The sequence below is a fragment of the Streptomyces sp. NPDC054849 genome (genome assembly GCF_053610945.1).
The window spans coordinates 30,533-49,446 of sequence record NZ_JBSGZI010000057.1; the positions used below are offsets into that span (position 1 = coordinate 30,533).

General features: G+C 71.7%; 16 protein-coding genes and 2 tRNA genes. 13 read left to right on the top strand and 5 right to left on the bottom strand.

The features are described from left to right. Nucleotides 1-159 precede the first annotated feature (159 nt). Complete coding sequence (locus ACWGIF_RS23350; protein ID WP_453500345.1) at nucleotides 160-366, top strand: hypothetical protein; 207 nt, start codon at nucleotides 160-162, stop codon at nucleotides 364-366. A 12-nt stretch (nucleotides 367-378) separates the two neighbouring features. Here the strand turns inward: ACWGIF_RS23350 and ACWGIF_RS23355 are convergent, their stop codons facing one another. Together ACWGIF_RS23355 and ACWGIF_RS23360 are read right to left on the bottom strand one after the other, a co-directional pair. After that, on the bottom strand, nucleotides 379-1,707 hold the full coding sequence (locus ACWGIF_RS23355) for an ABC1 kinase family protein (RefSeq protein ID WP_453500347.1): 1,329 nt from the start codon (nucleotides 1,705-1,707) through the stop codon (nucleotides 379-381). 82 nt (nucleotides 1,708-1,789) lie between these two features. Next, on the bottom strand, nucleotides 1,790-2,944 hold the full coding sequence (locus ACWGIF_RS23360) for a TOMM precursor leader peptide-binding protein (protein ID WP_453500349.1): 1,155 nt from the start codon (nucleotides 2,942-2,944) through the stop codon (nucleotides 1,790-1,792). Between the two features lie 222 nt (nucleotides 2,945-3,166). On the opposite strand from ACWGIF_RS23360, the gene ACWGIF_RS23365 reads away from it, so the two are divergent. The 4 genes from ACWGIF_RS23365 to ACWGIF_RS23380 all read left to right on the top strand — a co-directional run bounded on the left by ACWGIF_RS23365 (nucleotide 3,167) and on the right by ACWGIF_RS23380 (nucleotide 6,984). After that, nucleotides 3,167-3,706: a M48 metallopeptidase family protein gene (locus tag ACWGIF_RS23365; RefSeq protein ID WP_453500351.1), complete on the top strand. Its 540-nt coding sequence runs from the start codon at nucleotides 3,167-3,169 to the stop codon at nucleotides 3,704-3,706. A gap of 139 nt (nucleotides 3,707-3,845) precedes the next feature. Next, nucleotides 3,846-5,510, top strand: coding sequence for a TerD family protein (locus tag ACWGIF_RS23370; RefSeq protein ID WP_453500353.1), 1,665 nt, complete (start codon nucleotides 3,846-3,848; stop codon nucleotides 5,508-5,510). Nucleotides 5,511-5,530: 20 nt separating this feature from the next. Further along, nucleotides 5,531-6,211, top strand: a complete 681-nt coding sequence (locus ACWGIF_RS23375) for an AIM24 family protein (RefSeq protein ID WP_453500373.1) — start codon at nucleotides 5,531-5,533, stop codon at nucleotides 6,209-6,211. A gap of 17 nt (nucleotides 6,212-6,228) precedes the next feature. After that, nucleotides 6,229-6,984 carry an AIM24 family protein gene (locus tag ACWGIF_RS23380; protein ID WP_453500355.1) on the top strand — a complete coding sequence of 252 codons (756 nt, stop codon included), beginning with the start codon at nucleotides 6,229-6,231 and terminating at the stop codon, nucleotides 6,982-6,984. A 74-nt stretch (nucleotides 6,985-7,058) separates the two neighbouring features. On the opposite strand, the gene ACWGIF_RS23385 is transcribed toward ACWGIF_RS23380, so the two are convergent. Together ACWGIF_RS23385 and ACWGIF_RS23390 are read right to left on the bottom strand one after the other, a co-directional pair. Beyond that, complete coding sequence (locus ACWGIF_RS23385; RefSeq protein ID WP_453500357.1) at nucleotides 7,059-7,589, bottom strand: NUDIX hydrolase; 531 nt, start codon at nucleotides 7,587-7,589, stop codon at nucleotides 7,059-7,061. After that, nucleotides 7,586-9,034 (bottom strand): zinc-dependent metalloprotease, encoded by a 1,449-nt coding sequence (locus tag ACWGIF_RS23390; RefSeq protein ID WP_453500359.1) that lies wholly within the window; start codon nucleotides 9,032-9,034, stop codon nucleotides 7,586-7,588. The genes ACWGIF_RS23385 and ACWGIF_RS23390 overlap by 4 nt, the downstream gene beginning before the upstream one ends. A 193-nt stretch (nucleotides 9,035-9,227) precedes the next feature. Here ACWGIF_RS23390 and ACWGIF_RS23395 point away from each other — a divergent pair, with 193 nt between their 5' ends. The 4 genes from ACWGIF_RS23395 (at nucleotide 9,228) to ACWGIF_RS23410 (ending at nucleotide 12,672) form a co-directional block, all read left to right on the top strand. After that, complete coding sequence (locus ACWGIF_RS23395) at nucleotides 9,228-10,385, top strand: SDR family oxidoreductase (protein WP_453500361.1); 1,158 nt, start codon at nucleotides 9,228-9,230, stop codon at nucleotides 10,383-10,385. Between the two features lie 267 nt (nucleotides 10,386-10,652). Then, entirely contained in the window at nucleotides 10,653-11,114 is a 462-nt protein-coding gene (locus ACWGIF_RS23400; RefSeq protein WP_328927537.1) for a molybdenum cofactor biosynthesis protein MoaE, read from the top strand. Between the two features lie 145 nt (nucleotides 11,115-11,259). Further along, the gene (locus ACWGIF_RS23405; protein ID WP_453500363.1) at nucleotides 11,260-11,457 is read left to right on the top strand and encodes a hypothetical protein; all 198 of its coding nucleotides are present in this window, start codon (nucleotides 11,260-11,262) and stop codon (nucleotides 11,455-11,457) included. A 123-nt stretch (nucleotides 11,458-11,580) separates the two neighbouring features. Then, nucleotides 11,581-12,672 carry a YlbL family protein gene (locus tag ACWGIF_RS23410; protein ID WP_453500365.1) on the top strand — a complete coding sequence of 364 codons (1,092 nt, stop codon included), beginning with the start codon at nucleotides 11,581-11,583 and terminating at the stop codon, nucleotides 12,670-12,672. A gap of 97 nt (nucleotides 12,673-12,769) precedes the next feature. Here the strand turns inward: ACWGIF_RS23410 and ACWGIF_RS23415 are convergent, their stop codons facing one another. Next, nucleotides 12,770-13,339 (bottom strand): PPA1309 family protein, encoded by a 570-nt coding sequence (locus tag ACWGIF_RS23415; RefSeq protein ID WP_453500367.1) that lies wholly within the window; start codon nucleotides 13,337-13,339, stop codon nucleotides 12,770-12,772. A gap of 131 nt (nucleotides 13,340-13,470) precedes the next feature. Here ACWGIF_RS23415 and ACWGIF_RS23420 point away from each other — a divergent pair, with 131 nt between their 5' ends. From ACWGIF_RS23420 to ACWGIF_RS23435, 4 genes are all read left to right on the top strand, one after another. After that, complete coding sequence (locus ACWGIF_RS23420; protein ID WP_453500375.1) at nucleotides 13,471-16,350, top strand: UPF0182 family membrane protein; 2,880 nt, start codon at nucleotides 13,471-13,473, stop codon at nucleotides 16,348-16,350. A 52-nt stretch (nucleotides 16,351-16,402) separates the two neighbouring features. Further along, nucleotides 16,403-16,476: transfer RNA gene (locus tag ACWGIF_RS23425), tRNA-Met, on the top strand. 193 nt (nucleotides 16,477-16,669) lie between these two features. Further along, nucleotides 16,670-18,541 (top strand): sel1 repeat family protein, encoded by a 1,872-nt coding sequence (locus ACWGIF_RS23430; RefSeq protein ID WP_453500369.1) that lies wholly within the window; start codon nucleotides 16,670-16,672, stop codon nucleotides 18,539-18,541. Between the two features lie 203 nt (nucleotides 18,542-18,744). Then, a tRNA-Met gene (locus tag ACWGIF_RS23435) sits at nucleotides 18,745-18,818 on the top strand. The last annotated feature ends 96 nt before the right edge of the window (nucleotides 18,819-18,914 follow it).

An 18,914-nucleotide genomic window follows, 5' to 3' on the forward strand; every position in this document is an offset into this window, starting at 1 on the left:
GTGCGCGTCGCCTGGCGCCCCGGGGGGGCGCTGCCAGGGGCCGACAGCCACTCCCCCCCGCCGCTGCCGCCACCCCCCGGGGGGCCCCGCCCCCACCGCCCCGGTCCCCCCGGTGCGTTGCGCAGGGCTGTCCACCCCGGACGGGGATATCGTCTGGAGGTGGACCAGCCGACTCCCCACCCCGCCCCGCCGGGATCCGAGGCCCAGCCCGTCGTCTGCGCGCGCTGTGGCAAGGAGGCCCCCGACGGCGCCCCGCCCACCTGGACCTGTTCGGTGGAGAACGGGACCAGACAGTACTTCTGCGTCGACTGCGCGCGCGCCAACCTCCGGGCGATCGAGGGCAGGCTCGACTCGTCCTGGTGGTGACGCGCTACGGGGTCACTCGGCGGATGCGAACCCCGGCAGCCAGGCTTGCAGTTCGTCCCGCAGCCGCACCGTGGCGCCCAGCTGGCACAGCACGCCGATGGTGCTCAGCGTCACCCGGTGGATCAGCAGGTACGACGGCGGCAGATTGATCTGTCGGCCCAACTGGTGCGCGGGGGAACGGGGATCGGCGATCCGCGCCGCCTGTCCGCGCAGCCACGGCCGGGTGAAGGTGAACTCCTCGGCCTCGGCGGGCTCGATGATCGGCTTCAGGTAGTCCAGCACCGCGTCGGGGTCCAGTTCGATGGACTCCTTCACGAACCCCTCGGCACACAGGTGCCCGTAGACCCCCTCGGCGTCGCCGTCGAGTGTCATCCGCAGCGACCGGCCGATGGGCTTGGGCCAGCCGCCGGGCAGCCGGTCGACCGTGCCGAAGTCCAGGACGCCCAGCCGCATGCGGCCGTCCGCACCCGGTATCAGCCGGAAGTTGCCCGGGTGCGGGTCCGCGTGCAGCAGGCCGGTGCGTGCGGGGCCGGAGAAGAGGAACCGGGCCAGCAGCTGTCCGGCGCGGTCGCGCTCCTCCTGGGTGCCGTCCGCTATCACCTCCGACAGCGGGGTCCCCTCCATCCACTCCGTCACCAGCACCTGGTCGCCCTGGTGCACGACGTCCGGCACGACCACATCCGGGTCGTCCTCGAATGCGTCCGCGTGCGTCCGCTGGGCCTCGGCCTCCAGCTCGTAGTCGAGCTCCTCCGAGACCCGGTCGCGCAACTCCTTGATCAGCGGCTTGATCTCCATGCCGGGGATCAGCGGGCCCAGCAGCCCCGCGAACCGGCCCAGCTGCTTCAGATCCGACAGCAGCGCCTCACCGGCACCCGGGTACTGGACCTTGACCGCGACCTGCCGGCCGTCGTGCCACACCGCCCGGTGCACCTGCCCGATCGAGGCCGCCGCAGCCGGCTTGTCCTCGAACTCCTCGAACAGATCCCGCCAGTCCGCGCCCAGACGGTCCGCCAGCACCTGGTGCACCGTCGCCGCCGGCAGCGGCGGGGCCGCCTCCTGGAGCTTGGTCAGCGCCGCCCGGTAGGGCCCGGCGACCTCCTCGGGCAGGGCCGACTCGAAGACCGACAGGGCCTGCCCGAACTTCATGGCGCCGCCCTTCAGCTCCCCGAGCGTGCGGAACAGCTGCTCGGCGGTCCGCTGCTGGAGTTCGCGTGCCACGATCTCCGCCGACTTGCCCCCGATCCGCTTGCCCAGCCCCCAGGTGGCCCGGCCCGCGATGCCGAGCGGCAGTGCGGCCAGCTTGACGGTACGGGTGACCGCCTTCCGGGGAAGATCAGACATACGCCCCTCCAATTCCCAGACGGCTGCGCCGCGAGCGGCGGTCTCAGGAACCCTTCCGACCCGACAGCCTCAACGCATCCTGTCATGGCCCTCCCGGCCGGTCCGCTACCGATCCTCCCCCTGGGACCGGTCCGACATGCTCGAGCGGGCCCGGACGCTCGTCGCTCGCGCCGCAGGGGCATTGGGGGTGTGGGCGGACCGGGCTGGGCTCCCAGTGGAGCGTGGGCAGGGCCGTCTCCCAGCGGGCCGCCGTGGAAGCGGGCAGCCGCCCGTCGAGGAAGGAGAGTGCGTGGGCCGCGGCCAGGCCGGCCACCGCCGTGGACAGGCCCAGGTCGCACGCGGCGCCGGAGCGGCGGCGGTGGGCGGAGCGCCACTGCACCAGCATCCTCGGCCAGGCCGCGTCCCGGTCCACGCGCTCGCGCTCCATGCACCCCGCGCACGCCGTCGCGCCCGGCAGCACCAGCGGTCCCACCAGCCCCGTCCCCTCCAACACCCCTGCGTACAGGTGCGGGACGCCCGTCGCGACCCAGTCCGCCGCGGTGTCAGGATCCGGGGCCCAGGCGTGCAGCCCGTCCCGCGGCGCGACCACCACCAGGGCCAGCCCCGGCTCCGGGCCCTCGTCCTCCGCGGCCCGAGGGGTGCGCCCCGGGGCCGACGCACGCACCAGCTTTCCCGCGGCCTCGGCCCGCAGCCGGCCCACACTCCCGGGGTCCAGCCCGCCCGGTGCCACGTCCGCCGGCTCCACCCGGCCCCCGTCGAGCACGTCGACCCGGCCCACGCCGGCTCCCGCAAGGACCGCGGCGATGACGGCGCCCACCCGGCCGCTCCCGCGCACCCGCACCCGTATCACCCGGCGGGCGGCCACTCCCCGTAAGTCCCCGCCCGGTTCCCGGTGGACCAGGGAGAGCGAGCCCAGATCGGGCCCCAGCCGCTCCACGGTCTCCGTCTGCCTGCGGACGGCCTGGGCCCGCGGGCCGCCCGCCGTCGCGTCGTCGAGCAGACCTGCCCCGGCCAGCCGCCTGACCACTTCGTCGGCCCGGCCGTCCGGCAGACCCATCCCCGCGGCCTCGGCCCGCAGCAGCTCCATCCCCCGTGTCCCGTCGATCCGGTCGATGAGCGTGCCCGTCGCCGTGTCCACGGGGCCGAGCACCACCGCATGAGCGGGGGTCACCCCGAACTGCACCGTCTCCCTGTCCCGCCAGGCCCGCGCCAGCGCCGGCTTCACCCTCGGATACATGTCAGGTCCCCCTCGATTTCCCCTGCGGACTCGCCGCCTGTTTCCCGCTCTTCGGCAACACTGCCCGTCCGCCGGGAACCGTGCAGAAGTTTGTCCACAGGTGAGATGTATTAGGCATATGAGATGAAGGGAAATGGTGTTCCGGATATCGGCCGCGAATCGCGTGTGTTCGAAGCCTGGACGGGCGGGACTTCGGCCACCGGTACCGGGTACCGTCGTCGCGTGTCCGCCGACCCACCGCAGCGCGCCGTCGAAGTCCGCCGGAGCGCGCGCCGCCGCAGGACCGTATCCGCCTATCGCGAGGGTGACCGTACGGTCGTCCTCATCCCTGCCCGGATGTCCGAGGCGGAGGAGCAGCGCTGGGTGGGCGTCATGCTCGACAAGCTGGCCGCCCAGGAGAGCAAACGCACCCTCGGGGACGCGGAACTCACCGCGCGCGCCGAGCGCCTGTCCGAGCAGTACTTCGGCGGCCGGGCCCGCCCCCGTACGGTCCGCTGGGTCACCAACCAGAACACCCGCTGGGGATCCTGCACCCCGGCCGAGGGCAGCATCCGGCTCTCGCACCGGCTCCAGGGGATGCCGGAGTACGTCGTCGACTACGTGCTCCTGCACGAGCTGGCCCACCTCCTCGTGCCCGGCCACGGACCCCGCTTCTGGGAGCTGCTGGAGGCCTACCCGCGCACCGAGCGGGCCCGCGGGTACCTGGAGGGAGTGGTGGCGGCCGAGCGCCTCCCGAAGGTCCCCGCCGCACGCGACGAATGAGCCCGAACGTCCGGCGAACGCCCGTCATGTCACACAGCGTGTTGTGTACCGGGTCGGTACCGACTTGGCCGGATGTCGGCAGATGCCGTTAGCCTGAGCGGCACGCATTCACAGTCGGGATGGGGGACGGTCGTTACGTATGGCCAGGGAATTCCAACGCGGCCACAAGGCCAAGATCAGTGATCTGACGGCGGGCACCGATCTGTACGTAGGCGTCCAGATCGCCGGGCCCGGACTCACCTTCGACATCAGCTGTTTCGGCCTCGACGCCAATGAGCAGTTGTCGGACGACCGTTACTTCGTCTTCTTCAACCAGCCGAAGTCACCGGAAGAGTCCATTCAGCAACTCGGTGCGCAGTCGGGCGACACCGAGTCCTTCCGGGTGACGCTGGACCGCATTCCGGCGTCCATCCACAAGCTGTCCTTCACCGCCACCATCGACGGCGCCGGACAGATGTCGCAGGTCGGCCCGGGTTACATCCGGATCGTCGCCGGCGGTGAAGAGGTCGTCCGGTACGCGTTCACCGGCGCGGAGTTCACCACCGAGCGGGCCGTGATGCTCGGCGACTTCTACCTCAAGGACGTGTGGCGCTTCGCCGCCGTCGGCCAGGGCTTCGACGGCGGGCTCGACGCGCTGCTGAAGAACTTCGGCGGCGAGGTCGCCGAGGAGGCGCAGCCGCAGCAGCAGGCCCCGGCCGCCGCCTCGCCCGGTTTCGCCGCGCCGCCGCAGGCGGCCGCCCCGGCCCCGTCCTTCGGCGCCCCGGCTCCGGCTCAGCAGGCCCCTCAGGCCCCGGCCCCCGCGCCGTCCTTCGGCGCGCCCGCGCCCGCCGCCGTGCCGCAGCCGCAGCCGTACCAGCAGCCCGCGGCTCCCGCCCCGGTGCACGCCGCGCCCACCATGGCCGCGCCGATCGCCCCGCCGGCCCCCGCGCCGTACGGCCAGCCGCCGCAGCCGCAGCAGCCCTCGTACGGCCAGGTCCCCGGGCAGGTTCCGGGCCAGGTCCCCGGCCAGTACCCGGGCCAGGTCCCGCCGCCCGCCCCTGCCCCCTACGGGCAGCAGCCGGGCTACGGTCAGGTCCCGGGCCAGCCGCCCGGTCAGTTCCCGGGCCAGCAGCCCGGCTACGCCCCCCAGGCCGCGGCCCCCGCCGCCGGACTCGCCGCCGCGCTCCAGCCGTACAAGGAAGCCCCCACGGGCAGCCGCTGGACCCCGCAGAACCAGCAGCTCATGCGCGTCGACCTCGCCATGGGCGGCCAGGCCGTCCTCGCCCGCCAGGGCAGCATGGTGCTGTACCAGGGCAAGGTCGACTTCAGCTACAAGGGCGCGGGCTTCGCCGGACGCATCGTCGGCAACGCCACCGGCCAGGAGATGCAGCTCATGCGCTGCACCGGCCGCGGCCAGGTCTTCCTCGCCGAGAACGGCGCCCACCTGCACGCCATCGAGCTCCAGGGCGACGGAATCTGCGTCTCCGCCGAAGCCGTGCTCGCCTTCGACGAATCGCTCCAGCACGAGATCCGCCGGATCGAGGGCCACGGCATCCCCGGTGGCGCCCTGTTCACCATGCAGTTCCAGGGCACCGGCACCGTCATCGTCAAGACGCACGGCGTCCCGGTGGTCCTGCCCGTCACCCCGACCACCTTCGCGGACAGCAACGCCATCGTCGCGTGGTCCTCCGCCGCACAGGTGATCCTTTCCAGCCAGGTCCGGCTGCGGCGCAACGCCTACCCCGGCCACAGCGGGGAGACCGTGAACCTCCAGTTCCGCGGCGCTCCCGGCAATTTCATCGTCGTCCAGCCGTACGAGGTCTGAGGGAGCCCGATATGAACGCAATGAACCAGCAGCTCGCGGGCTTCGCCCCGACCCCCGTCACGGCCCGTATGGAGAACCACGGCCGGGCCATGCTCAAGGTCGCCATGCAGAGCGGCCAGGACCTCTTCGCCCGCACCGGCTCGATGGTCGCCTACGAGGGCTTCGTGCAGTACGAGCCCAACCCGCCGGCCGTCCGCCAGATGGCCTCGCAGTGGGCCACCGGCGAAGGCGCACCCCTGATGAAGTGCACCGGCGACGGCCTGCTCTACCTGGCCGACTACGGCGCCGACGTCGTCGTCATCAACCTCAACAACGACTCGCTCTCGGTCAACGGCACCAACCTGCTCGCCTTCGACGCCCACCTGCAGTGGGGCGTCGAGCGGGTCAAGGGTCTCGCCAAGTTCGCCGGCCAGGGCCTGTTCAACGTGGAGATCGCGGGAACCGGCTGGGTCGCCCTGACCTCCCGCGGCACCCCGATCGTCGTCGACTGCGGCCGCGGCGAGGACGAGACGTACGTCGACCCCGACGCGCTCGTCGCGTGGTCGCCGAATCTCAAGGTCAAGGGCAAGCGCAGCTTCAAGGCCTCGTCGATGATCGGCCGGGGCAGCGGGGAGGCCTACCAGATGGCCTTCTCCGGCCAGGGCATCGTCGTCGTACAGCCCAGCGAGGACAGCACCGACCGGCTCCGGGTCCGGGGCTGAGGGGGAGCGGACACATCATGCAGAGCGCACTTTTCGCCCACGCCGAGGCGCAGTCCCAGGAGCGGTACGCCATCCAGAACCCGCAGCTGCTGCGGGTCTCGCTGACCGGCTCCGACGACGTACTCGCCCGCAAGGGCGCGATGGTCGCCTACCAGGGGCTCATCGACTTCGACGGCGAGTACCAGACCAGCAGTCAGCGCAACGCCCGCCGCCGCACCGGCGAGGGCCTGGACCTCATGCGCTGCTCCGGGCAGGGCACGGTCTACCTGGCCAACCTCGCCCAGTACGTGCACGTCGTGGACGTGGACCAGGAAGGCCTCACGGTCGACAGCAGCTACGTCCTGGCCCTGGACTCCACCCTGCACACCGAGGTCATCGCGGTGGACAGCCAGTACGGGATCTCCGGTTCCGGCAAGTACCAGCTCAACATCACCGGCCGCGGCAAGGTCGCGCTGATGACCTCCGGGCAGCCGCTGATGATGCACGTGACGCCCGACAAGTACGTCAACGCCGACGCGGACGCGATCGTCGCCTGGTCGACCTCGCTGCGGGTGCAGATGCAGGCACAGACGCACTCCAGCGGAGTCTGGCGGCGGCGCGGCAACACCGGCGAGGGCTGGGAGCTCAGCTTCCTCGGCACCGGCTTCGCGCTGGTGCAGCCCAGCGAGGTGCTGCCGCCGCAGAACGCCCAGCTCGGACAGGGCGTCGCCGCCCAGTTCGGCATGGGCCAGAACGGCGCCCACGGGCAGAACCAGAACAACGCCTGGAACTGACCCGGCGGACGGCGGGGGGCGGTCCCACGGGACCGCCCCCCGTCGTCGTCCCGGAGCGCCTCGCCCCGCCGGGCTCAGCTCCCGAGCCGTGCCAAGGTCGCCTCCATCAGCCGGACGACGGAGGTGTCGGCCACCCCCGCCACCTCCTCGTACGGGAACCAGCGCAGGTCCAGGGACTCCTCGCTGATCTCCGCCACCGCGCCGGCCGGAGCCAGCGCCGCGTACTGCACGTCCAGGTGCCAGTGGCACGGCGCGGGGATCGGGTGGCGGTCCAGGCGCACCGGGCCGCCGGGCAGCACGCTCAGCCCCGACGCGATGCCCGACTCCTCCCGGGCCTCGCGCAGCGCCGCCGAGACCAGCGTGTCGTCGCCGGGCTCGCAGTGGCCTCCCATCTGCAGCCACATGCCGAGCTTCTTGTGCAAAGTCAGCAGGACGCGCCCCCTCGCCGGGTCGATCACCAGCGCACTGGCGGTGACGTGCCCGGCCCGGCAGGGCTTGTAGACCCCGTCCGGGTGGGCGGCGAGGTGCTCCAGATAGGCGTCGCGCAGGTCGGGCTGGTCCTCGTAGCCCTTGAGTACGAGAACCGCGTCGTCGTACAGGCTCACTTCTTCTCTTCGCCCCCGCCCCCGCCGTCGCCCTCGCCCGCGTCGCCCTTCTCGCCCTGCCGGCGCTTCTCGGCGGCCTCGCCGAGCATCTTGTCGATCTCGGAGAAGTCCAGCTGCTCGCGGTGCACGAAGCCGTCCGGGTCGTCCAGGTCGGAGGCCGTCGGCAGCATGTCCGGGTGCTCCCACAGTCCGTCGCGGCCGTCCACACCCCGCGCGTCCGTGAGCGAGGCCCACAGCCGCGAGGCGTCGCGCAGCCGGCGCGGACGCAGCTCCAGACCGATCAGCGTCGCGAAGGTCTGCTCGGCCGGACCGCCCGAGGCACGCCGCCGCCGCATCGTCTCGCGCATCGCGTCCGCCGAGGTCAGCCGGGGCTTCGCGGCCTCGTGCACCACCGCGTCGACCCAGCCCTCGACCAGCGCGAGCGCCGTCTCCAGACGGGCCAGGGCGGCCTTCTGCTCCGGGGTGTCCTGCGGCTGGAACATGCCGCCCTGCAGCGCTTCCTGCAGCTGCTCCGGGTTGGACGGGTCCAGCTGGCCGACCACGTCCTCCAGCTTCGAGGTGTCGACCTTGATGCCGCGGGCGTAGCCCTCGACCGCGCCGAACAGATGCGAGCGCAGCCACGGCACGTGCGCGAAGAGCCGGGCGTGGGCCGCCTCGCGCAGCGCCAGGTACAGGCGCACCTCGTCCGAGGGCACGCTCAGGTCCTTGCCGAAGCTCTCGACGTTCAGCGGCAGCAGCGCGGCCTTGCCGGCCGGGCCAAGCGGCAGCCCGATGTCGGTGGAGCCCACGACCTCGCCCGCGAGCACGCCCACGGCCTGGCCGATCTGCTGACCGAACATGGCCCCGCCCATGGAGCGCATCATCCCGAGCAGCGGGCCCGCCATGGCCTGCATCTCCTCGGGCAGGACGCTGCCCATGGCCGCTCCGACCCGCTCGGCGACCGGGTCCACGAGTTCCTTCCACACCGGAAGGGTCGCCTCGACCCACTCGGCGCGGCTCCAGGCCACGGCCGTGGTGGCACCCGAGGGCAGCGAGGTCACACCGTCCAGCCAGTGGTCGGCGAGGCGCACGGCCTCCTCGACGGCGGACTTCTCGGCGATGCCGACGCTCGCGTCCTTCACACCGTCCGCCGTGCCCTGCGCGACGGTCTGGCGGGCGATGTCCTTGGCCATGTCCCAGTTGACGGGACCGCCCTCGTAGCTGAGCATCTGGCCGAGCTGCTGGAAGGCCGCACCGAGGTCGTTCGGGTTCATCGAACCGAACATCGCGGCGAACGGGTTGTCCGCGCCACCGGGACCGCCCGCACCGCCCGGCAGGCCCATGCCGGGGAACCCGAAGGGATTCGCCGGGCCGCCCTGACCGCCCTGGTTGCCCTTCTTCCTGCCTTCGTCGCCGTTGTCCGGCTCCTCCGGCGGGAGGCCGAATCCGAATGGGGTGTCGCTCACGGGTTTCCTCGGCTCGTAGGGCCGCCGGCGGGAGCCGACGGGCAATGGTCCGACAACACCACCCAGCGTAGACACCGGAGCCCGCATACGGGCTCGGTGCTCCGCCGGCTCCTGGGCTGCGGCAGGATGGACATCACCTGGTGGGTACGCGTCACGGCGCGTCCCTACTGAAGACAACCGCTGGAGACGCCCGGTGAGTTCCCCAGATCCGCAGTTTCGCGCGACGCCCGACGACGAAGACCGCCCCGACCACGGTGACGGCGCCCAGAGCGTTCGCCAGCCGCGAAACCCGGCCGTGCGAGGCCCGGTGATCGCCGTGACCGGCGCCGCGTCGGGTGTCGGCGCGGCCCTGGTGAGCCGCCTGGCCGCCTGCGACGAGGTCAAGCAGGTCGTCGCCATCGATGAGCGGCGCGGCGACTGCGCGGCCGCGCAGTGGCACGTCCTGGACGTACGGGACCCCGCGATCGCCGAGAAACTGCGCGGCGCGGACGTCGTCGTCCACCTCGCCCTCGACCTGGATCTGGAGACGGACCCGGCTGCCCGTACGGCGTACAACGTGCGCGGGACCCAGACCGTCCTCACCGCGGCCGCCGCGGCGGGCGTGCACCGGGTCGTGCTCTGCACCTCGGCGATGGTCTACGGAGCCCTGCCGGACAACGACATCCCGCTGTCCGAGGACTCCGAGCTGAGGGCCACCGCCGAGGCGACCGGCGTCGGTGACCTGCTGGAGATCGAGCGCCTCGGCCGACGGGCCCCCCGCGCGCACCCCGGGCTGAACGTCACCGTGATCCGTCCGGCGGTCCTGGTCGGCGGCACGGACACCGCCCTGACCCGGTACTTCGAGTCCCCGCGCCTGCTCGTGGTGGCGGGTTCCCGCCCGACGTGGCAGTTCTGCCACGTGGAGGACCTGGTCAGCGCCCTGGAGTACGCGGCCCTGGAGAAGGTCGAGGGCGAGCTGGCCGTGGGCTGCGAGGGGTGGCTGGAGCAGGAGGAGGTCGAGGAGCTGAGCGGCATCCGCCGCATGGAGCTCCCGTCGGCGGTCGCGCTGGGCGCGGCGGCCCGGCTGCACCGGATCGGCCTGACCCCGTCCCCGGCCGGGGACCTCGCGTACACGATGCACCCGTGGGTGGTCAGCGTCAGCGGGCTGCACGCGGCGGGCTGGCGGCCGCGCTGGACCAACGAGGAGGTGCTCGCCGAGCTCCTCCAGGAGGTCGCGGGCCGTCACACGGTCGCGGGCCGCCGACTGGGCCGCAAGGACGCCGCCACGGCCGCGGGGGCGGCGGGTGCGACGGTGGCGCTGCTGGGCGCGGCCGCCGCGGTCCGCCGGGCGCGGAAGCGGCGCGGGATCTGACCCCGCCGTCCCCGGGGCGGGCCCGTCGCCGGGGGCGCTGCCCCGGGACCCCCGCGCCTCAAACGCCGGCGGGGCTGAAAGACCGGGGCTCCGCCCCGGACCCCGCGCCTCGAACGCCGGCGGAGCCGGATGGTGCTCGGCGGGGCCGGATCGTGCACGGTAGGGGTCGCATGGACGGGCTTGCTCGTAGGAGACTCCCAAGGGGTCGGGTACGGCACGGGTGAATCTGCTATTTCGCCCTGTCAGCCGCTAGGGCACGATGAAGGCATGGCACCGCACTTCGATCACCCCGGCGAGCAGGCCGCTCAGGACCCGATCCGGCTGCTCGCGATCCGTGACACCCCGCTCTCGATCGACGAGGTCTTCCAGGCCGTCGGCGACGACGCGACGGGCGGCACGACGCTCTTCGTCGGCACGGTGCGCAACCACGACAGCGGCGCGGACGTCGACTCGCTCGGCTACTCCTGCCACCCGACGGCCGAGGCCGAGATGCGCCGGGTCGCCGAGCGCGTCGTGGCCAAGTACCCGGTCCGCGCCCTGGCCGCCGTACACCGCGTGGGCGATCTCGCCGTCGGCGACCTCGCCGTCGTCGTCGCCGTCTCCTGCCCGCACCGCGGCGAGGCCTTCGAGGCCTGCCGGATGCTGATCGACGACCTCAAGCACGAGGTCCCGATCTGGAAGCACCAGACGTTCGCCGACGGCACCGAGGAGTGGGTCGGCGCCTGCTGAACCCCCGGTGGCGGAGCGGTACCCGGATGGGGGTAGCCTCGCACCCGTTCGGCCGCGCAACACGCCCCCGATTTGCGTAACCCCCCCACGGGCACGAGCGTTGAAGCCACCAACGAAACGTAGTTCGGGGTAGGGAGGCACGCCCATGGCGTCTTTGGCGTGGTTGCTGATTCCGCTGTTCGCGGCGATCGGAGCGGGCATATGGGGCAGCTGGGCGGCGCGCGACCGCACACAAGGGGACATATCCGAGCTCGCCGGCTACGCGCGGTTCCGGGAAGCCATGGCCCATGCCGATCAGACCAGAGGGAAGACCGAGGCGCACTCCGGCTCCGACGCCGTCTGAGGCGCCCGTCCCGTTCCGGCCCGCTCCGCCCTCCGTGAGATTCCGCTGAGAGTTTCGCGCGCGGGGCCCGTACGGACCGGCCCCGAGGGCCGCCCGCCAGGGCCGTCCCGTACTGTCGGATCCATGCCACGCCGCACTGCGACGATGCTCGCTTCCACCCTCGTGCTGTTCGCGCTGCTCTGCACAGGGGTGTTCATGAAGGTCCCGTATTCCGAGATGAGCCCGGGACCGACCGTGAACACGCTCGGGGATTCGCACGGCGAGCCCGTTCTGCGTATCGCGGGGCGCCAGACGTACCCGACCAGCGGTCACCTCAACATGACGACGGTCCGCGTCACGGGTGCCGACTACGACATGAGCCTGGTGGAGGCGGTGTACGGGTGGCTGGCCGGCGACAACATCGTCGTGCCGCACGAGAACCTCTACCCGAACGGCAAGACGGACGCGGAATCCACCCAGGAGAACGCCGAGGAGTTCAGCCAGTCGCAGCAGAGCGCCAAGGTGGCGGCCCTGAAGCAGCTCGGCATCCCGGTCACCGCCCGGGTGATCGTCTCCTCCGTCGTGAAGTCCAGCCCCTCCGAGGGCCGGCTGCACGCAGGTGACGTGATCAAGGCCGTGGACGGCACCGCCGTCACCGCCCCCGAGGACGTGGCCAAGCTCGTCACCAAGCACAAGCCGGGCGAGCCGGTCGAGTTCACCATCGTGCCCGCCGCGGAGGCGGCCGAGGCGGCGAAGGCGAACCGCGAGCCCGCCGGCACCTCCAAGATCACGATCACCGCGGGCAAGGCGGAGGGCGACGGCCACGCCATCGTCGGCATCCGCGCGGGTACCGACCACACCTTCCCGTTCACGATCGACATCAAGCTCGCCGACGTCGGCGGCCCGAGCGCAGGCCTGATGTTCGCCCTCGGGATCGTCGACAAGCTCACCCCGCAGGACCTGACCGGCGGCGAGTTCGTCGCGGGCACCGGCACCATCGACGACGCGGGCAAGGTCGGCCCCATCGGCGGCATCCAGATGAAGACCATCGGCGCCCGCCAGGCCGGGGCCGAGTACTTCCTGACGCCCGCGGACAACTGCACCGCCGCGGCCCTCGACGTGCCCGACGGGCTGACCCTGGTGAAGGTCTCCACCATCGAGGACGCCGCGAAGTCGCTGGAGAAGATCAGCAAGGGGGACACGGCCGGGCTGCCGCAGTGCAGCGCCAGGCCCTGACCGGTCCGTCCCTCTGCTGACGGCCTGGGGCAGGTCCGTCGTGCCGGGCCGCGCGGACCCGGCACGATCCGAAGGACCCCACGGCTGAGGCGGCGCCTCAGGAGAAGGTCGCGGCCAGGGCCTCCGCCAGCCCGGGCACCAGGCCGCCGCCGGTGAGGACCTCGGTCGAGGAGTCCTTCTCGCGCAGTCGTACGGCCGACTCCCGCGAGCCGTCGCGCAGCACGGCCACGGTGAGGCGGACCTCCTGCCGCTCCGGGTGCCCGGCGACCCACTTCGACAGCTGCTTGTCGGACAGCCCCTCCGGTACGGAGGCCTCCGCGGACGGCGGGAGCATCAGACGCTCCACCGTCAGCGCACAGCCGACGACGGCGTCGGGCCAGGCGATGGTGCCCAGGAACTTGTCGAGAGGAGTCCCGGCCGGGACCTCGTCCTGCTCGATCGGCGTGAGGGAGGACTTGCCGGCGTCGTCCTGGTCGAGGCCCAGCTGGCTCGCGAGACGCGGCTCCTGCTTCTTGAGCCGGGCGGTGTCGACCAGCGCGAACAGCCGCGCGGGCTTGTCCCAGCCGAGGCCGGCCGCGTACTCGTCGATCTCGAGACAGGCGCGGGTCAGCGGGCTGGCCGCCATGGGGGTGCCGGGGGAAGGCGAAACGTTGGACATGGACAACATCCTGCCTCCTTTCCGCCCCATACCGGGAACTGACCGGAGCCTGAGTAAGTTGCATGAATGGGCTCTACGATCGGGGGTCCCGTTCAATACCAGACTCAGCGACTTTCGAGGTGCGCACCTTGGCTTTCCAGATGCCGGACCGCGGCGGAGGCCCTTCCGGGCCACGGATGAGAGTCGGCCGCCCGTCCCGGCGAGCCCGCACTCTCCTTATGACCTTGGGCGTGCTGGCCGTCCTGGCCATGCTCTTCATCATGTTCGCGGGGTTCTGGACGGACTGGCTCTGGTTCCGCTCCGTCAAGTACTCCACGGTTTTCACCACCACGCTGTGGACCAAGATCGGCCTCTTCGCCGTCTTCGGTCTGCTGATGGCCGGTGCCGTCGGGCTCAACATCTGGCTGGCGCACCGGCTGCGGCCGCCGCTCAGCGCGATGTCGATGGAACAGCAGAGCCTTGACCGCTACCGGATGAGCATCGCCCCTTACAAGAAGTGGCTGCTGCTGGGCATCGCGGTGCTCGTCGGCCTGATCGCGGGCGCCTCGGCGGCCGGCCAGTGGAAAACCTGGCTCATGTACGTGAACGGGGTGACCTTCGGCACGAAGGACCCCCAGTTCCACATGGACGTGTCCTTCTACACCTTCGACCTGCCCTGGTACCGCTTCCTGCTCGGCTTCGGCTTCGCCGCGGTCGTGTTGTCGGTGATCGCCGCGGCCGTCGTGCACTACCTGTACGGCGGACTGCGCGTGACCAGCCCCGGCGCCCGGGCCACCGCCGCCGCGACCGGGCACCTCTCGGTGCTGCTCGGCCTCTTCGTCTCGCTCAAGGCGCTCGCGTACTGGCTCGACCGGTACGGGCTCGCCGTGAAGTCCAGCGACTTCAAGGCCGCCGACAACTGGACGGGTCTGCGGTACGTCGACGCGAACGCCTACCTGCCGGCGAAGACGATCCTCGTGGCCATCGCCGCGATCTGCGCCGTGCTGTTCTTCGCGACGCTGTGGCGCCGCACCTGGCAGCTGCCGGTGATCGGCTTCGGACTGATGGTGCTCTCCGCGATCCTGATCGGCGGGCTCTACCCGGCGATCGTGCAGAAGTTCCAGGTCCAGCCGAACGAGCAGGCCAAGGAATCCCCGTACGTCCAGAAGAACATCAAGGCCACGCGCGACGCCTACGGGATCGCCGGCTCCGAGGTGACCGACTATCCGGGCGTCTCGCAGACCGAGGACCGGACCAAGCTGCGGCCGCTGGCCGACACCACGGCCAGCATCCGGCTCCTCGACCCGAACATCGTGTCGCCCGCCTTCCAGCAGCTCCAGCAGGTCAAGGGCTACTACGCCTTCCCGTCCACGCTCGCCGTGGACCGGTACAGCGGCCAGGACACGGTCATCGGGCTGCGCGAGCTGAACATCGGCGGCATCCCGAAGAACAACTGGATCAACGACCACTTCAAGTACACGCACGGTTACGGCGTGGTCGCGGCCAAGGGCACCACCGTCGGTGACCAGGGCGCCCCCGACTTCACCCAGTCCGACCTGCCCTCCAAGGGGATGTTCGGCACGGACTTCGAGCAGCGCATCTACTACGGCGAGCAGACGAAGCAGTACTCGATCGTCGGCGGGCCGCAGAAGGAGCTCGACTACTCGGACGACAAGGGCGAGAAGGAGACGAGTTACGGGGGCGACTCCGGGGTCAACCTCGACAACCCGCTCAACCGGGCCGCGTACGCGCTCTCCTTCAGCGAGCCGCAGATCCTGTACTCGGGCGCCATCGGCGAGGGCTCGCGGATCCTCTACAACCGCACGCCCAAGGACCGCGTCGAGGCCGTCGCGCCGTGGCTGACGATCGACGGCGCGCCGTACCCGGCCGTCATCGGCAAGCGGGTCGTCTGGATCGTCGACGCCTACACGACGACCAACGGCTACCCGTACGCCTCGCGCACCACGCTGGGCCAGAGCACCGCCGACTCGCTGACCAACAGCCAGCGCGCGGTGGTGGCCCAGGAGAACCAGGTCAACTACATCCGCAACTCGGTGAAGGCCACCGTCGACGCGTACGACGGCTCGGTCAACCTGTACCAGTGGGACACCCAGGACCCGGTCCTGAAGACCTGGATGAAGGCGTTCCCGGGGACGGTGAAGCCCAAGAGCGAAATCGCCAAGCCGCTCATGGACCACCTCCGCTACCCGCAGGACCTCTTCAAGGTCCAGCGCGAGCTGCTGACCCGGTACCACGTCACCGACCCGCAGACCTTCCTCAGCGGCAGTGAGGCCTGGGCGGTTCCGGACGACCCGACGACCAAGGCCGGCACGGCGGTTCCGCCGTACTACCTGTCGATGAAGATGCCGGGCCAGAAGGAGAAGGACCAGGTCTTCTCGCTCACCACGACGTTCACGCCGAACGAGCGGCCCAACCTGAGTGCCTTCATGGCGGTCAACGCCGATCCCGGCACCGCGGACTACGGCAAGATCCGAATTCTGAAGATGCCGACCAGCAAGCCGCCGGACGGCCCCGGTCAGGTGCAGAGCAAGTTCCAGTCCGAACCGAAGATCGCCGAGTCGATCCGCCTGCTGCGCGGTGGTGACTCGGAGATCGAGTACGGCAACCTGCTCGCCGTGCCGCTCGACGGTGGAATGCTCTACGTGGAGCCGGTGTACGTCCGCAGCTCCGGACTGAAGTACCCGCTGCTGCGCAAGGTGCTCGTGACCTACGGAGGCCAGACCGCCTTCGAGGACACCCTGGAGAAGGCGCTGAACGTGGTCTTCGGGGCCGAGGCCCCGACCACGCCGGTGCCTCCGGTCCAGCCGCCGGGCGAGGGCACGGTCACGCCCCCGACCAACCAGAACCCGACGGTCAAGGCTGCCCTCGCCGATGCGCAGAAGGCCATCGAAGACGCCGAGAAGGCCCGGCAGGCCGGCGACTGGGCGGCCTTCGGCAAGGCCCAGGACGAGATCAAGGCGGCGCTGAAGCGGGCGATCGACGCGGAGGCGAAGACCACGGCGCCCGCGCCGGGCGGCTGATGATCAATGGGTAAGGGCTCCGTCCCGCGTCGTGATACTGTGGTTTCACCGACGCGGGGTGGAGCAGCTCGGTAGCTCGCTGGGCTCATAACCCAGAGGTCGCAGGTTCAAATCCTGTCCCCGCTACTGAAGATGAAGGCCCGGATCCAATGGGATCCGGGCCTTCGTCATGTCCGGACCGGACACGCGGTAGCTGAGGCGGGTGAGTTGTCGGTGGAGCGTGTTTGACTTACCCCACTGTGGGCATGTCGACAAAACGCTGTAGTGACCTCACTGGCTGCGACATACCAGGTGTACGCGGGTAGCAGGTGATGCGACGATGGGATTTATGGGGGACAGGTCAACTCTGCTGGAGACAGGGCGGTTTGTGAGGGCGGAGGCCGAGTCGGGCGCAGAGGCCGAGCGAGCGGCTCCGGTCGCCGATGCGCAGACCGCACTGACCGATGCGGACTTCTTGGACAAGCACAGCGCGGAGGAGATGTTCGCCGAGACCGACGCGGCGAGCGACGCCGAGCTGGAAGCCCGGCACCGGGTGGCCGCCGACAAGGGCGACCCCGGTGCCATGAGCGTGCTCGGCGCCCTGCTGCTGCGCCGCGGTGACCTGGACGGGGCCGAGCCGTACCTGCGTGGCGCCACCGGCGAGGGGGACCGTGCGGCCGCCAACAACCTCGGCGTGCTGCTGCACCAGCGGGGCTACCCCGAAGAGGCTGCCGACTGGTGGCGGGTCGCCGCGGTGGCCGGATCCGCGCCGGCCGCGCACGCCCTGGGCCGGTACTTCCGTGAGCGGGGGGACGAGCCCGCAGCCGAGTACTGGATGCGGCAGGCGGCGGAGTCCGGCCATGCGCTGGGCGCGTACGGGCTGGCCGACCTGCTGGAGCACCGCGGGGACAAGGGTGTCGAGCGGTGGTTCCGCGCCGCGGCGGAACAGGGCCACCGCGAAGCCGCGTACCGGCTGGCCAGGCACCTGCGCAAGGGCGACCCCGCCGAGGCCGAGCAGTGGTACCGGCAGGCCGCCGCACGCGGGCACCGCCGTGCCGCGCTTCATCTGGGCGCGCTGCTGGAGGCGCGCGGGGAGCTCAAGGAGGCCGGGCGCTGGTACCTGACCTCCGCCAAGCAGGGGGAGGCGCGGGCCGCGTGCGCGCTCGGCTTCCTGCTGCGCGACGCCGGCGACGAGGACAGCGCGGCAGCGTGGTGGCACCGGGCGGCGCAGGACGGCGACGGCAACGCCGCGAACGCGCTGGGTGCGCTGCACGCCGCCCGCGGCGAGACCCAGACCGCGGAGCGCTGGTATCGGACCGCGATGGACGCGGGCGATCAAAACGGGGCGTACAACCTTGCTTTGCTGTGCGTCGCACAGGAGCGGACCGCGCAGGCCGAGCAGTGGTACCGGCGTGCGGCCTACGCCGGGCACCGCGAGGCTGCCAACGCGCTGGCCATCATGCTGCTGCAGGTCGGGGACGCGGCGGGCGCCGAGCCGTGGTTCTCGAAGGCGGCCGAGGCGGGCAGCGTCGACGCGGCGTTCAACCTCGGCATCCTCTTCGCCAGCCGCGACGAGGACCGCACGGCGCTGAAGTGGTACGAGCGGGCTGCGTCCGCCGGTCACACCGACGCCGCGCTGCAGGTCGGCATCGCGCTGGTCCGGGACGGGGAGGAGCGGGCCGCCGAGCGGCACCTGCGGTGCGCGGCGGGCGGCGGCAGCGCGGAGGCGGCGTTCCGCCTGGCCGCGCTGCTGGAGTCGCTCGCTCCGCCGCCGGAGCCGGTGGCGCTGGGCGAGCCGGCGGGCGGCGCCCCGCGCACCGAGAGCGAGGAGTGGTACGAGCGGGCCGCCGAGCTGGGGCACCGCCGGGCCCAGGTGCGGGTCGGCATGCTGGCCGCCGCCCGCGGTGACCTGACGGTCGCCGCACGGTGGTACCGGGAGGCCGCCGAGGCCGGGTCCCGCAACGGGGCGTTCAACCTGGGGCTGCTGCTGGCCCGCGAGGGGAACGAGCCGGAGGCCGCTCTGTGGTGGACCCGCGCGGCCGTGGCGGGTCACGGGCGCGCCGCGCTGCGGCTGGGGCTGCTCGCGGCTCGCCACGGAGACCTCGCGGAGGGCCAGAAGTGGTGCGTGCGGGCCATGGAGCTGGGGCCGGCGGAGGTGTCGGAGCGGGCGGCCCGGCTGCGTGAGGCCTTGGCGGAGGAGCTGTCGGCCTGATCCCCGCCGGGGGCTGCGCCGAGGCCGCGGGCGCGACGCCGTCGCCGGGCGGGTCATGGCGGCGTACCCGGGCATCGACATGACCGCCCCGTCGCAGAGGCGACCAGCTCGGGGCCGGCAGCTCCCCGCTCTCGTTGCCCGGGGGCGGCCGGTTAACCGATTTGCATCTGCCGGGGGCCTTCACGTAACGTTGGGTTTACCGACGCGGGGTGGAGCAGCTCGGTAGCTCGCTGGGCTCATAACCCAGAGGTCGCAGGTTCAAATCCTGTCCCCGCTACTGAAGCCTCAGGGCCCGGATCCCATGGATCCGGGCCCTGAGTCGTTTCCGTCTGCCAAGCGCGCGAAGAGCCGGCCTGCGCGAGAAGGCCCGGAC